Origin of the sequence: Azospirillum soli, assembly GCF_017876165.1 — a bacterium.
Taxonomy (GTDB): Bacteria; Pseudomonadota; Alphaproteobacteria; order Azospirillales; family Azospirillaceae; genus Azospirillum; species Azospirillum soli.
The window spans coordinates 404,391-417,612 of the sequence record NZ_JAGINQ010000003.1; the positions used below are offsets into that span (position 1 = coordinate 404,391).

Consider the following 13,222-nt stretch of genomic DNA (forward strand, 5'->3'; position numbering starts at 1 on the left):
GACCTGGAAGGGCACATGAAAAAAACACCGCGAGGCCCGCCGCGACAAAGCGGCCCTTCGGGATGCCGGTCTAAACTGGCCGACTTACAAGAACACCCAGCCGGCCAGCCCTTCGAAGCGATAGCTGGGCAACTGGTCCAGGACGAAGTCTCGCTCGCTTTCGCTTGCCGTGAAGAAATGCCGGCCGGTCGCTTCATTGTAGAACCGGTACAACTCTTGGCAGCCATCGACCGCATTGTTGGTGTAGCCGTACATACCGACCCCTTCGAACCTGAAGCTCGGAAGGTTCGCGATAATGGAGTCGCGTTCGTTTTCGTCGAAGGTGAAAAAATGCGATTCGGAGACCGTGTTATAGAACCGGTACATTGGCTTTGCCCCCGCCGCATCGGGACCGGTCGGAATTTGAAAGCCCACCCCTTCATAGCGATAGGTCGGCAGGTTCTCACGGATGAACGTCACCTCGTCGACGTTCGGCGTGTAAAAATGCGTTTCGGTTTTTAAGTTATAAAAGCGGTAGACATCGGTCTGCTGCGATTCCGGAACAAAAACATCCGTATCAGCGAAATCAGACATGTCACTGAAAGTTACTGCGGCATAATATTTAGGGAAAGATATAAAATCATTTCCATCAGGACTTTCGGGCCGCAAATCCTTGATACTGTATCCAACAACTCCAACACCAGGAGCGATTACACTTTTGATCTCGTATGCGCTTCGCGGCCCACTGTATTGCAGGATGCTGGTGGTGAGTATCAAGTCATCGCCGGGCCCTCCCAAGATGTAGCTGCCAGAGAGCGTATCGTTGCCAGGCCCGCCGATCAGATAATCTCTCAAGCCGTAAAGACGATCGGCCCCTTCGCCGCCGAACAGCACATCCATGTCGGAATCCAGGTTTTCCAACCTATCGTCCCCACCCAGACCATAAATGATCGTCGTCCCAAGCCCGTCCGCGCCGAGAAAATCGTTGTGCTGGGTTCCGTACACTCGTTTTTGCGGCATAGAAGACCTCATCCGCACGGCAATAATAATAGGAGGTCGAGAATATCGCCACCAAAACGGGTGTGCACGAAAAATCCACACGATATGGGTGCCGCAAACCTTTACAGGTCGCGTCCGCTCAAACCGGCGCATCGTCGCGCCGATCACGATGGTGCGGGCGGCGGGGTTCGAACCCGCATGCCGTAGGCGAGGGATTTTAAGTCCCTTGCGTCTGCCAATTCCGCCACGCCCGCGCATCGTCAGCGGATCGGCACACCGGCCGGCCAAGGCCGCCCGCTGGAGTTGCATATTCAGGTATGCAGCACGCCGTTCCGCAGGATTGACTTAGACAATCGGGGGCCATCGGGTCAAGGGCCTGCACGGCTGGGAAGAAAACACCATATGCCCAGGCTCAACTTGAACGATTGGCAACTCGAACGGTTTGGGAGACGCAAGGATGGAGTCGTTCAACTGGCTGGGATTGGTCAGCCTGCTGATGGTCGCGGTTCTGGTCGTGCCGGCGGCACTGTCGCGCAACCGGCGCACATGGCTGCCCTACGCGGCGGCCTGGCTCGCCGTGATCGTGGCTCTGGTCTGGGCCTATCAGGCCTTCGGGCCGTTCTGACGGGCGCCCTGCATCAAGGACGGGTGTCCTCGTTCAGAGTCATCACCCCGATGCCCATTGCCACGCTGCCGAAGGTGACCATCAGGCCCACATAGAGCATCACCGCCGCCACGATGCCGTGCTCACTCGTCCACATCAGCGTGGCAAGATTGGCGACATCGAACAGCAGGAGCCCCGTGCCCAGCACCACCGCCCCGGCCACGCCGGACAGCAGGTGCTTCAGCAGAAACAGGACCGCGGCTTTCTCGAAGGGTTTCATGGCACGGCGCTTCACATCGTCACTCCCTCATCCTCAACATAGCTTTGTTCAGTATCGCGACAATATGCCACACCCCCCGATTTGCGGCCTAGCCCTTGGTCCCCACCGTGACGTTGGGCGTACCGCCCAGGCGGCGGACGACGCCCACCAACTCCTCCGTCGCGGCCTCGACGCGAAGCTCGTCGGTGCCGCGCAGGACGAGGCTGACACCGAAGTAGCCGTTGCGGAAATAGGGGTAGCTGCCGATCTCCAGCTCCGCGTAGCGGTCCTGGAGCGCGCCCAGCTCCTCGGCGATGCGCCCCTCGGCCAGTTCGCAGGCCACGGTGCGGGCGTGCAGCTGCGGGCCGCCCTGGAGGCGCGGAAGGACACCATCCATCATCGCCTGCATGATGTTCGGCACGCCGGCCATGACGAAGACGTTGCCGATCTGGAAGCCCGGCGCCTGGCTGATCGGGTTGTCGATCAGGGTGGCACCCGCCGGGACGTTGGCCATGCGCAGCCGCGCCTCGTTCAACTGGCCCGGCTGGTAGTGCCGCTCCAGCCGCGCGACGGCCTCCGGGTTGCGTTCCAGCGCCACGCCGAACGCCTTGGCGACGCAGGCCGAGGTGATGTCGTCGTGGGTCGGGCCGATGCCGCCGGTGGTGAAGACGTAGGTATAGCGGGACCGAAGCGCGTTCAGCGCCGCGATGATCTCCTCCTCCACGTCCGGGACGACGCGCGCCTCGCGCAGACGGATGCCGATGCCGCCCAGCTTTTCCGCGATGTGCGGCAGGTTGGCGTCCTTGGTGCGGCCGGACAGGATCTCGTTGCCGATGATCAGGATGGCGGCAGTGGGATTGGGGGCGGCGGGATTGGAGACGGCGGGATTGGAGACGGCGGGATTGGGAGCGGCGGGGCTGGAGGCGGTCATGCGGAGTGGGCTCCGTTCTCGATCTGTGGGGGAGCGACGTGACAAAACGATGGGCGGACTTGCCGGAAGGCGGGCCGGACCTTTAACTTAGCCCCTAAGATGCGTTTCTCTACCCCCCTCCTTCAAGGGCGCCTTATCCGGCGGTACAAGCGCTTTCTCGCCGATGTGGATCTCGGCGGCGAGGTCGTGACCGTGCACGTGCCCAATTCCGGCAGCATGCTTGGCCTGGACGCGCCGGGATCGGCCGTCTGGCTGTCGCGCTCGGACAACCCGAAGCGCAAGCTCGCCCACACGCTGGAACTGGTCGAAGCGGACGGTGGCCCCAACGGAAAAAGCCTGGTCGGCGTCAACACCTCGCACCCCAACGGGCTGGTCGCGGCGGCCATCGCGGCCGGGACGATCCCGGAACTGGCCGGCTACGCCCGACTGCGGCGCGAGGTGAAGTACGGCAAGAACTCCCGCATCGACGTGCTGCTGGAGGACGACGGGCGCCCGCCGGTCTATGTGGAGGTGAAGAACGTCCACCTGCGCCGGCCGGACCTGGACGACGGGCTGGCGGCGGAATTCCCCGACTGCGTCACGGCGCGCGGGGCCAAGCACCTGGACGAAATGTCGGACATGGTGCGCCAGGGGGCCCGCGCGGTCATGGTCTACCTTGTGCAACGGACCGATTGCGCCTACTTCCGAGTGGCCTCGGACATCGATCCCACCTACGCCGCCGGGCTGCGCCGTGCGCGCGAATCGGGGGTGGAGGCGGTGTGTTGGTCTTGCGCGATCACGCCCGAGGCGATTGAATTGGACCGGCCGCTGCCGCTGCGCCTGGATTGACCATAGGACTTATAGGGGCTTCTCTTGGATCATAACGACCTCGATTCCCATCGCATCCGGATTCACGGGCCGGAGGACTTCGAGGGCATGCGCCGGGCCGGACGGCTGGCCGCCGCCACGCTCGATTTCATCACCCCCTACGTTCAGCCGGGCATCACCACCGGCGAGCTGGACCGGCTGCTGGAACAGTACATCCGCGACCACGGCGCGGTGCCGGCGCCGCTGGGCTACCGGGGCTTCCCGCGCGCCAACTGCATCTCGGTCAATCACGTCGTCTGCCACGGGATTCCCGGCGACAAGCGGCTGATGAACGGCGACATCCTGAACATCGACGTGACGCCGATCCTGGACGGCTGGTACGGCGATTCCAGCCGCATGTACCTGTGCGGCGACGTCAGCGTGAAGGCGCGCAAGCTGGTGGACGTCACCTACGAGGCGCTGATGATCGGCATCAAGGCCGTGAAGCCGGGCGCAACGCTGGGCGACATCGGCCACGCCATCCAGACCTACGCGGAAAGCCACCGCTTCTCGGTCGTGCGCGATTTCTGCGGGCACGGCCTCGGCCGCGTCTTCCACGAGCCGCCGTCGGTGCTCCACTTCGGCAATCCTGGCACGGGTGCGGTGCTGAAGGAAGGCATGATCTTCACCATCGAGCCGATGATCAACGCCGGCCGCCACGACGTGAAGATCCTGGGCGACGGTTGGACCGCCGTGACCAAGGACAAGTCCCTGTCGGCGCAGTTCGAACACGCCATCGGCGTGACCAAGGACGGCTGCGAGATCTTCACCCTCTCCCCCGCCGGCTTCACCAAGCCGCCCTACCCGGTCCCGGCCGAGGAAACCGCGGTGGTGGCGTAAGCGCCGCTCCCGCGATTCCCAGCAGGCGATTTTCTAAAGGATGATTTTCTAGCGGAAGAGGTATAGTCCGGCGCACACCTTTGCATGGCGGCGCCGGATGGCTGGAAGAAAAACCAAAAAGGGCATGGGGGACGTGGCCGTCGCGCCGGACCTGCCGGGTCTGAACACTCCCCCCGCCTCCACGGACGAGCCCCACTACAAGGGCCACCGGGAACGGCTGCGCAAGCGTTTCTTGGAAGGCGGGGCCGAGGCGCTCCAGGATTACGAGCTTCTGGAGATGATCTTGTTCGCGGCCGACCCGCGCCGCGACGTGAAGCCGCTCGCCAAGGCGCTGATCAAGGCATTCGGCGACCTGTGGGGCGTCGTTAACGCGCCGCCGGAACGCCTGCGCGGCTTCAAGGTGGAGGGGGCGTCCATGGCCTCCGACAACGCTGTCGCCATGGTGCGGGTGGTCGGCGCGGCGGCGCTGCGTGGCATGCGCCAGCAGGTGATCGACCGGCCGGTGCTGGCCTCCTGGCAGGCCCTGCTGGAATACTGCACCGCCGCCATGGCGCACGAACCGACCGAGCAGTTCCGCCTGCTGTTCCTGGACCGCAAGAACAAGCTGATTGCCGACGAGGTGCAGCAGACCGGCACGGTGGACCACACCCCCGTCTACCCGCGCGAGGTCGTGAAGCGCGCGCTGGAGTTGTCGGCGACCGCCATCATCCTAGTGCACAACCACCCCTCGGGCGACCCGACGCCGAGCCGCGCCGACATCGAGATGACCAAGGAAATCGTGCGCGCCGCCCATGCCGTCGGCGTCGTGATCCACGATCACATCATCATCGGCAAGGGCAAGCACACGAGCTTCAAGGCGCAACGGCTTCTGTAGAGCCGTTTTCCGCCGCTGCACCTCCACTCATCCGCTGCACCTCCATTCAGCACCTCCATTCATCGTCATGCCTGTGCTTGACACGGGCATCCACGCCGGATTGGGAAGGTCTATCCGTCGCCGTGGATGCCCGGGACATGGCGAACGGGGCCGTCCTCAGTGGACCGAACTCCCCGGCTGGTGCACGACGCGCAGGTACGGCTTCACCGTCGTCCAGCCTTCCGGGAAGCGGTCCTTGGCCTCCTCGTCGGTGACCGATGGCACGATGATAACATCCTCGCCCTGGTGCCAGTTGACGGGGGTAGCGACCTTGTACTGTTCGGTCAGCTGGATGGAGTCGATGACCCGCAGGAGCTCCTCGAAGTTACGGCCGGTGCTGGCCGGATAGGTGATCGTCAGGCGGACCTTCTTGTTCGGGTCGATCACGAAGACAGACCGCACGGTCGTGGTGTCGCTGGCGTTCGGGTGGATCATCCCATAGAGGTCCGAGACATGCCGGTCGGCGTCGGCCAGCAACGGGAAGTTCAGTGCATAGCCCTGGGTTTCCGCGATGTCCTCGGCCCAGCGGCGGTGATCGTCGAGCGGATCGACCGACAGGCCGATGACCTTCACGTTGCGCTGCTGGAATTGAAGCTTCAGCCGCGACACCTCGCCCAGTTCCGTCGTGCAGACCGGCGTGAAGTCCTTGGGATGGGAAAACAGCACGACCCAACTGTCGCCGGCCCATTCGTAGAAGTTGATCTTGCCCTCGGTGGAGTCCTGCGTGAAATCAGGAGCCGTATCGCCCAGTCGCAAGTTCATGGCATTCCTCCCTGAGGAAGCGCCGGCGCGTCACCGTTCTCTTCGGCAAGGCGCCGGATCGGTGATTTCGATGGTAACGATTATAGGCACCGCTTCCGCTCCGCCAGCCTCGCGAAAAGGAGGAGCGGCCTGACGCGGACGGCTTATGGACCGATGGCGGACACCCTATTCCCAAAATTCTTCGGTAGATTTCGCCCTTGAGATTTCGCCCTTGCCGCCACGGGACGCCGGAGATGCCGCGATGCGCGCGACCGTCCAAGCCTTCTTCCACCCGCCGAGTTCGACCATCTCCTACGTCGTCTACGACCGGCCCGGCGGAGCGGCGGCCATCGTCGATTCCGTGCTCGACTTCGACGGCGCGTCCGGGCGGCTCGGCACCGCGTCGGCCGACGCGCTCGCCGGCTTCGTCGCGGAACAAGGGTTGACCGTCGCCTGGATCCTGGAAACGCACATCCACGCCGACCACCTCTCCGCCGCCCATCGCTTGCAGGACCGGCTGGGTGGCCGCATCGGGATCGGGGCGCGGGTCGCCGAGGTGCAGACGCATTTTGGCAAGGTGTTCAACGCCCCTCTGGGTCCGCGCCGGAACGGCGCATGCTTCGACCGGCTGTTCGAGGACGGCGAGGCGTTCACGGTCGGTGACTTGGACGGCGAGGCGCTGCACACGCCCGGTCACACACCGGACTCCGTCAGCTATCGGATCGGCGACGCCCTGTTCGTCGGCGACACGCTGTTCATGCCGGACGGCGGCACCGCGCGTTGCGACTTTCCCGGCGGCGACGCCCGGCAGATGTATTGCTCGCTGCGGCGTCTGCTCGCCCTGCCGGAGGAGACGCGCGTCTTCGTCTGCCATGATTACGCGCCGGGCGGACGCTCCCACGCCTGGGAAACCACGGTCGGGGAGCAGCGCCGGGCCAACATCCACGTCCGCGACGGGGTCGACGTGGAGTCCTACGTCGCCATGCGCGCGGCGCGCGACCGCACCCTGTCCATGCCGGCCCTGATCATCCCGGCCGTGCAGGTCAATGTCGCCGCCGGCCGCCTCCCCGCCCCCGAAGCCAACGGCGCCGTTTACCTGAAGATGCCGGTGAACGTGCTGTAGGGGCGGAGACCGTCAACCGACTGGCTCGGGCACCGCCGCATGGCTGGCGACGAAGGCGGCGAAGTCGTCGTAGGGCATGGGACGGCCGAGCAGGTAGCCCTGGATCTGGTCGCAGCCCAGCCGTGCGAGGCAGCCCAGCTGTTCCTCCGTCTCCACGCCCTCGGCCAGCGTGTGCATGCGCAAGGACCGGGCCATGCTGATGATCGCCTCGGCGATGGCGCCACCGTCGGGGCCGTCGTCCAGGCTCTGCACGAAGGAACGATCGATCTTGAGCTTGTCCACGCGGAACCGCTTCAGATAGCTGAGGCTGGAATAGCCGGTGCCGAAATCGTCGATGGCCAGCGCCACGCCCATCGCGCGCAGGCGGGCGAAGGTCCCAGCGACGGAGTCGGAATCGTCCATCAGGACGCTTTCCGTCACCTCCAGCTCCAGGCATTGCGGCGGCACGTTGTAGGCGGACAGCCAGAAGGACACCCGCTCGGCAAGGCCCGGACGGCGCATCTGCACGGCCGACAGATTGATGGCGAACAGCAGCGGCCCGTGCCGCGCGATCAGGTCGGCGGCGCGCCGGCACGCCTCACCCAGCACCCAGTCGCCGAGCGGCAGGATCAAGCCCGTCTCCTCGGCCACCGGGATGAACTGGCCGGGCATGATCAGCTGCCCGTCCGGCCGGCGCCAGCGCACCAGCGCCTCCGCCCCGACGAGGCGGCGGCCGTCCACCGCGAACTGCGGCTGGAAGTGCAGCTCCATCTCGTTGTTGGCGAGCGCGTGGCGCAGGTTGCTTTCCAGCCACATGCGCTCCGACGCGCGGCAGTTCAGCTCCGGCGTGAAGAACTGATAGGTGGCGCGGCCCGCTTCCTTGGCGGCGTACATCGCCATGTCGGCGTTCTTCAGCAGCGCGTCGATGTCCTGCCCATCGTCCGGGAAGACGGCGATGCCGATGGAGGGGGTGACCCGAAGCTCGTGCCCATCCTCGACCAGGAAGGGTTCCGACAGGGCGCGCAGCACCTTGCGGGCGACCGTGCAGGCGGCGTCGGCGCTGTCCATGTCGTTGATCATGATGACGAACTCGTCACCGCCCTGGCGGCTGACGGTGTCGCTGGCCCGGACGGCCTCGGTCAGCCGGACGCCGACCCCGCGCAGCAGCTTGTCGCCGACCGCGTGGCCCAGGCTGTCGTTGATGGTCTTGAAGCGGTCGAGATCGACGAACAGCAGCCCGATCTTCTTGCCGTGCCGTTCGGCGGCGAGCAGCGCGCGTCCCAGCCGGTCGCGCAGCAGGAAGCGGTTCGGCAGGTCGGTCAGGAAGTCGTACTGGGCCAGATGCCGGATGCGCTCCTCCTGGGCGCGCGTCTCGGTGATGTCGGAGAAGGCGGCGATGTAGTTGACCACGTCGCCCGCCTCGTTGCGCACCACCTTGATGCTGAGCCACTCCGGGTAGATCTCGCCGGACTTGCGCTTGTTCCAGATCTCGCCGGACCAGTGGCCGGCCTCGCGCAGTTGCACCCACATGTCGGCGTAGAAGGACTCCTCCTGCCGGCCGGAGCCGAGCAGGGCCGGGGTCTCGCCGATGACCTCCTCGCGGCTGTAGCCGGTGATGCGGCAGAAGGCGTCGTTCACCGCGACGATGCGGTTCTTCTCGTTGGTGACGACCATGCCCTCGGCGGCGTTGTCGAACACCTTGGCCGACAGGCGCAGCTGCCATTCGGCCCGCTTGCGCTCCGAGATGTCGTGGGCGATGGCGCAGGTGTAGGCGTCGCCCTCGTAGGCGACGCGGCTGGCCGTCACCTCCAGGTTCAGGCTCCGGCCGTCGCGGGTGCGGTAGACCGTCTCGTACCGCTCGGCCGCCCCATCCCCTTCGGGCCGGAAATCCTCCAGCAGGTCGGCGTGGCTTCCGACCAGCTCCTCCAGCGGGGCGCCCAGCGCCGCGCAGCCGAAGGGGTTGACGTAGGCGATGCGCAGTTCGGCGTCGGCCAGGACCACGATTTCCGACACATGGTCCACGAAGAAGTTGGCGAGGTACAGCTGCCGGGCGCGCTCGCGCAGCATCCTGTCGCTCTGCCGCATGCTGGTCTTGTAGGTGCCGACGATGCGGCGGATCCAGCCGGTGACCAGCCAGGAGATCGCCACCGACGCGGCCAGCGCCATGGCCAAAATCACCACGGTGGTCAGGATGCGGTCCGACACGCCGCGCTTCACCTCGGCCCGGCGGATGTCCAGCACCTTGCCGATGTCGTCGGAATACATGCCGACGATCAGGATCCAGCCCCAGACGTCCGGGGCCGACACATAGGCGATCTTGGGCGTCAGCCGTCCGGTTTCCGGATGCAGCCATTCATAGCGCAGCTCGCCCCCGCCCTGCCGGCCAAGCTCCAGGATGCGCGACACCAGCGTCCGCTCCGTCTCCCACGGCAGTTTTTCGGCCAGCCGCCCTTCCGACGCCGGGGATGAGTGCGACAGCACGATGCGGCCGTCCTGGCTCAGAATCGAGATGTAGCCGCTTTCCCCGAAGCGGAAGGCGCGCATCCGTTCCAGCGCTTCCTGCTGCACCCGCTCTTCGAAAGCATCGACATACTCGCCGGCGCCGATCAGCCAGTCGAACGGTTCGAAGCGGCGGACGTAGGCGAGTTTCTCCGACATCTTTCCGGAGTTGTCCGGCGCGTACCAGCGATAGCGGGTGAAGCCCTGCCCGTCCGGTTCCTGCGCGGCGCGGATCAGGTCGCGCATGATCGGCGTGCCCGCGTCGTCCCGGTTGTCGAGCAGCGAGCTGCCCTCCCGCGTCGGGTCGATGGGCAGCAGCACGCACAGGCCGGCCATGTCGTCGATGAAGTAGTAGCCGCGCCCCTCGAAAAAGCGCAGCGGCCGCAGCGTTTCCTTGATCGACTCCTTGATCGCCGGTTCCGGCAGGTAACCCTTTGCCCGCTCGTAGATGGATTGGGCGGTGCTGTGGGCCTCGTCCACCTTGGCGCGCAGCTGTTCCTTCAACAGCGGCTCGATCCGCGAGCGCATAAAAGCGAGATAGGAGCGGGTGTTCTCAAGCTCCTGCCGCAGCGTGCGGCTCTGCTCCTCGGCGTAGCGCGCCTCGGTCTGGCGCAGGTCCGCTTCGAAGTCCTTCAGGTGCTGACCGATGAAGTACGCCCCCAGCCCAAGCACGAGCACCGCGACCAGCGTCATCGACGCCAGGAACTGCAACCGGTACAGGCGTGCCTCGTCGGATGAGCGAGACAACGGCTCGCGCACCAACTCGGCGATCGGATCGGACAACGACGGCCCTCCTGAAACCCGCGCCGGATTGCCACGTCCGGCGCCCCTGGCGGCCACCGCGGCGGGCTGCGCCGGGAATGCCCCATACTCTCTTCGAAACCGAACTTTAGTATTAGCACTTTTTGAAGTGCAGAACAGCGAAATCCCCAGGATATCGGAAGGGGCTTTGCAGCAGGAACGCGCGCGGCTATGGTCCCGCGCGCGCAAAGCCCCCCATGCATGCCCTTCAAACGCACGCACAGTCCTGTCTTCGGAGAGAGCCGATGATCCCCCGCTACACCCGCCCCGAAATGGCCCGCATCTGGGAGCCGGAGAACCGGTTCCGCATCTGGTTCGAGATCGAGGCGCACGCCTGCGACGCGCAGGCCCAGCTGGGCGTCATCCCGAAGGAGGCGGCCGCCGCCGTGTGGGAGCGCGGCAAGTGGGAGATCGACCGCATCGACGAGATCGAGCGGGAAACCCGCCACGACGTCATCGCCTTCCTGACCAACCTCGCCGAATACGTCGGTCCCGAGGCGCGCTTCGTTCACCAGGGCATGACCTCGTCGGACGTGCTGGACACCTGCCTCGCCGTGCAGATGACCCAGGCCGCCGACCTGCTGCTCGACGACATGGACAAGCTGCTGGCCGCGCTGAAGCGCCGCGCCTATGAGCACAAGAACACGGTCACCATCGGCCGCAGCCATGGCATCCACGCCGAGCCGACGACCTTCGGCTTGAAGCTGGCGAACCACTACGCCGCCTTCGCCCGCGGGCGCGAGCGTCTGGTCCAGGCGCGCCAGGACATCGCCACCTGCGCCATCTCGGGCGCGGTCGGCACCTTCGCCAACATCGACCCGCGCGTCGAGGAATACGTCGCCGAGAAGATGGGCCTGACGCCGGAGCCGGTGTCCACCCAGGTCATCCCGCGCGACCGCCACGCCTTCTACTTCTCCGTCCTCGGCGTCATCGCATCGAGCATCGAGAACCTGTCCGTAGAGATCCGCCACCTCCAGCGCACCGAGGTGCGCGAAGCGGAGGAGTTCTTCCATCCAGGCCAGAAGGGCTCGTCGGCCATGCCGCACAAGCGCAACCCGGTCCTGTCGGAAAACCTCACCGGCCTCGCCCGCCTCGTCCGCTCGGCCGTCGTGCCGGCGCTGGAGAACGTGGCACTGTGGCACGAGCGCGACATCTCCCACTCCTCGGTCGAGCGCATGATCGGCCCGGACGCCACCGTCACGCTGGACTTCGCGCTGATGCGCCTGACCGGCATGATGGAAAAGCTGGTCGTCTATCCGGAGCGCATGAAGAAGAACCTGGACGACCTCGGCGGCCTCGTCTTCTCGCAGCGCGTCCTGCTGGCCCTGACCCAGGCGGGCATGAGCCGCGAGGACTCCTACAAGGCCGTCCAGCGCAACGCCATGCAGGTGTGGGAGCACGGCGGCAACTTCCTGGAGCTGCTGGCCGCCGACACCGAGGTCGCCAAGCACATCTCCCGCGATGAGCTGGAGCCCATGTTCAACATGGCCTACCACACCAAGCACGTGGACACGATCTTCAAGCGCGTGTTCGGCGCCTAAGTTGCTAGACTAGACGGTCCAGTATAGGGCTTAAAACGGGCTGTGATCCAGCAATGGTCACAGCCCGTTTGTTTTGAGTAAACCTTATCGCAAGCTTCCGAGAACACCCTGTCCCACGGGAGCGCCGCTGCTGCGGCGTCGGGACATGGGGGACTGATCGTGAAGCGTACCGATTCGGCGGCGCTGCTGCTGATGCTCGCCATAGCCATCATGGACATGGGGGCCGTATCGCCCGCCGCAGCGGCCGAGCGTCTTCCCATCCGGCAGGATTTCGAGAGCGGGCGCCTGGACGACGGGGCGCTGGCGCCCTGCTACCGCCGCGAAAACGTCCTCGCCAACACGGCGGACGCGGCGCGCGACGGCGCGCGGGCGGCAAGGCTGGAGGTGTTTCCCCAGGGACAGGCGCCGATGCCCGCGCAGGCCATCGAGATGGGCGCCGCCCGCCCCTCGCCGTCCTGCACCGACCCGGCGGCGCCGGACACCGCCTACGAGGACGACGGCACCGAACGCGCCGAGTTGTGGGAACCGTCGAAAACCCGCATCGCCTTTGGCACCGAGGCTTGGTACGGCTTCAGCATGCGCGTGGACGGCACGGTGCCGGCCGACGACAACCGCCGTCTGGTCATCGGCCAATGGAAGCAGTCCGGCGGCAAGAGTCCCTTCGTGGCGCAACGCTTCGGCAATCGGAACTTCCACATCACCTTCCAGCAGGACGCCCGAAACGGCAACGAGTGCCGCGTGCTGCTGGCCTACCAGAACGAACCGGCGCCCCAGGCCGACAGCGTCGATCTGACGACCGGCGAGCCCTGCCAGACCGACGTGGTGGTGGAGCGCTACAGCCTCCTGCCCTCACCCTTTGGAGCCTGGACGGACCTGGTCTATCACCTGAAGGGCTCGACCGGGACGGACGGCGTTCTGGAGGTCTGGGCGGACGGCGCGCTGGTGGCGCGGGCCACGGGCCGAATCGGCTACGCCAGCGCCGGCAAGCAGTATTTCAAGTTCGGTCCCTACCGCGACAACGCGCCCTACACCACCTCCGCCACCATCGATTCCTTCGCGCGCGGCGGCAGTTTCAGCGAGGTCGCCTCCGGCCTGAACCGCGGCGCCGAGGGCGAGATCGCCGCCAGGGACGTGCCAGCGCGGTATTGAGGCGCGGGCACTGTTGCC

Annotated in this window: 12 protein-coding genes and 1 tRNA gene; 7 read left to right on the plus strand and 6 right to left on the minus strand. The window is 65.8% G+C overall.

All coding sequences use genetic code 11. The features are described 5' to 3' along the window. Positions 1-84 precede the first annotated feature (84 nt). Positions 85-999: a hypothetical protein gene (locus J2852_RS07405; RefSeq protein ID WP_209873156.1), complete on the minus strand. Its 915-nt coding sequence runs from the start codon at positions 997-999 to the stop codon at positions 85-87. A 149-nt stretch (positions 1,000-1,148) separates the two neighbouring features. Beyond that, positions 1,149-1,232 (minus strand) — tRNA-Leu (locus J2852_RS07410). A 203-nt stretch (positions 1,233-1,435) separates the two neighbouring features. Between J2852_RS07410 and J2852_RS07415 the strand changes: the two genes are divergently transcribed. Then, entirely contained in the window at positions 1,436-1,603 is a 168-nt protein-coding gene (locus J2852_RS07415) for a hypothetical protein (protein WP_209873159.1), read from the plus strand. A 13-nt stretch (positions 1,604-1,616) separates the two neighbouring features. On the opposite strand, the gene J2852_RS07420 is transcribed toward J2852_RS07415, so the two are convergent. Beyond that, the gene (locus J2852_RS07420; protein WP_209873162.1) at positions 1,617-1,862 is read right to left on the minus strand and encodes a hypothetical protein; all 246 of its coding nucleotides are present in this window, start codon (positions 1,860-1,862) and stop codon (positions 1,617-1,619) included. Between the two features lie 88 nt (positions 1,863-1,950). Beyond that, positions 1,951-2,772 carry a competence/damage-inducible protein A gene (locus tag J2852_RS07425; RefSeq protein ID WP_209873165.1) on the minus strand — a complete coding sequence of 274 codons (822 nt, stop codon included), beginning with the start codon at positions 2,770-2,772 and terminating at the stop codon, positions 1,951-1,953. A 99-nt stretch (positions 2,773-2,871) separates the two neighbouring features. Here J2852_RS07425 and sfsA point away from each other — a divergent pair, with 99 nt between their 5' ends. The 3 genes from sfsA to radC all read left to right on the plus strand — a co-directional run bounded on the left by sfsA (position 2,872) and on the right by radC (position 5,332). Then, positions 2,872-3,600 (plus strand): DNA/RNA nuclease SfsA, encoded by a 729-nt coding sequence (gene sfsA, locus J2852_RS07430; protein ID WP_209873169.1) that lies wholly within the window; start codon positions 2,872-2,874, stop codon positions 3,598-3,600. A 24-nt stretch (positions 3,601-3,624) separates the two neighbouring features. Continuing rightward, a complete protein-coding gene (map, locus tag J2852_RS07435) occupies positions 3,625-4,458 on the plus strand; it encodes a type I methionyl aminopeptidase (protein ID WP_209873171.1) in 834 nt (277 codons plus the stop codon). A gap of 97 nt (positions 4,459-4,555) precedes the next feature. Continuing rightward, positions 4,556-5,332, plus strand: coding sequence for a RadC family protein (radC, locus tag J2852_RS07440; RefSeq protein WP_209873174.1), 777 nt, complete (start codon positions 4,556-4,558; stop codon positions 5,330-5,332). Positions 5,333-5,488: 156 nt separating this feature from the next. Here the strand turns inward: radC and J2852_RS07445 are convergent, their stop codons facing one another. Beyond that, the gene (locus J2852_RS07445) at positions 5,489-6,133 is read right to left on the minus strand and encodes a peroxiredoxin (RefSeq protein ID WP_209873177.1); all 645 of its coding nucleotides are present in this window, start codon (positions 6,131-6,133) and stop codon (positions 5,489-5,491) included. A 241-nt stretch (positions 6,134-6,374) separates the two neighbouring features. On the opposite strand from J2852_RS07445, the gene J2852_RS07450 reads away from it, so the two are divergent. Beyond that, complete coding sequence (locus J2852_RS07450; protein ID WP_209873180.1) at positions 6,375-7,235, plus strand: MBL fold metallo-hydrolase; 861 nt, start codon at positions 6,375-6,377, stop codon at positions 7,233-7,235. Positions 7,236-7,247: 12 nt separating this feature from the next. Here the strand turns inward: J2852_RS07450 and J2852_RS07455 are convergent, their stop codons facing one another. Then, entirely contained in the window at positions 7,248-10,496 is a 3,249-nt protein-coding gene (locus tag J2852_RS07455) for a bifunctional diguanylate cyclase/phosphodiesterase (RefSeq protein WP_209873183.1), read from the minus strand. Between the two features lie 263 nt (positions 10,497-10,759). Between J2852_RS07455 and purB the strand changes: the two genes are divergently transcribed. Both purB and J2852_RS07465 read left to right on the plus strand, forming a co-directional pair. After that, entirely contained in the window at positions 10,760-12,055 is a 1,296-nt protein-coding gene (gene purB, locus J2852_RS07460) for an adenylosuccinate lyase (protein WP_209873186.1), read from the plus strand. 159 nt (positions 12,056-12,214) lie between these two features. Continuing rightward, positions 12,215-13,204 (plus strand): heparin lyase I family protein, encoded by a 990-nt coding sequence (locus J2852_RS07465; protein ID WP_209873189.1) that lies wholly within the window; start codon positions 12,215-12,217, stop codon positions 13,202-13,204. Positions 13,205-13,222: the final 18 nt, after the last annotated feature.

Coding starts and splice junctions, on each gene's coding strand:
- J2852_RS07405 (WP_209873156.1), bottom strand. CDS start 999: ATGCCGCAAAAACGAGTGTACGGAACCCAGCACAACGATTTTCTCGGC.
- J2852_RS07415 (WP_209873159.1), top strand. CDS start 1,436: ATGGAGTCGTTCAACTGGCTGGGATTGGTCAGCCTGCTGATGGTCGCG.
- J2852_RS07420 (WP_209873162.1), bottom strand. CDS start 1,862: ATGAAACCCTTCGAGAAAGCCGCGGTCCTGTTTCTGCTGAAGCACCTG.
- J2852_RS07425 (WP_209873165.1), bottom strand. CDS start 2,772: ATGACCGCCTCCAGCCCCGCCGCTCCCAATCCCGCCGTCTCCAATCCC.
- sfsA (WP_209873169.1), top strand. CDS start 2,872: ATGCGTTTCTCTACCCCCCTCCTTCAAGGGCGCCTTATCCGGCGGTAC.
- radC (WP_209873174.1), top strand. CDS start 4,556: ATGGCTGGAAGAAAAACCAAAAAGGGCATGGGGGACGTGGCCGTCGCG.
- J2852_RS07445 (WP_209873177.1), bottom strand. CDS start 6,133: ATGAACTTGCGACTGGGCGATACGGCTCCTGATTTCACGCAGGACTCC.
- J2852_RS07450 (WP_209873180.1), top strand. CDS start 6,375: ATGCGCGCGACCGTCCAAGCCTTCTTCCACCCGCCGAGTTCGACCATC.
- purB (WP_209873186.1), top strand. CDS start 10,760: ATGATCCCCCGCTACACCCGCCCCGAAATGGCCCGCATCTGGGAGCCG.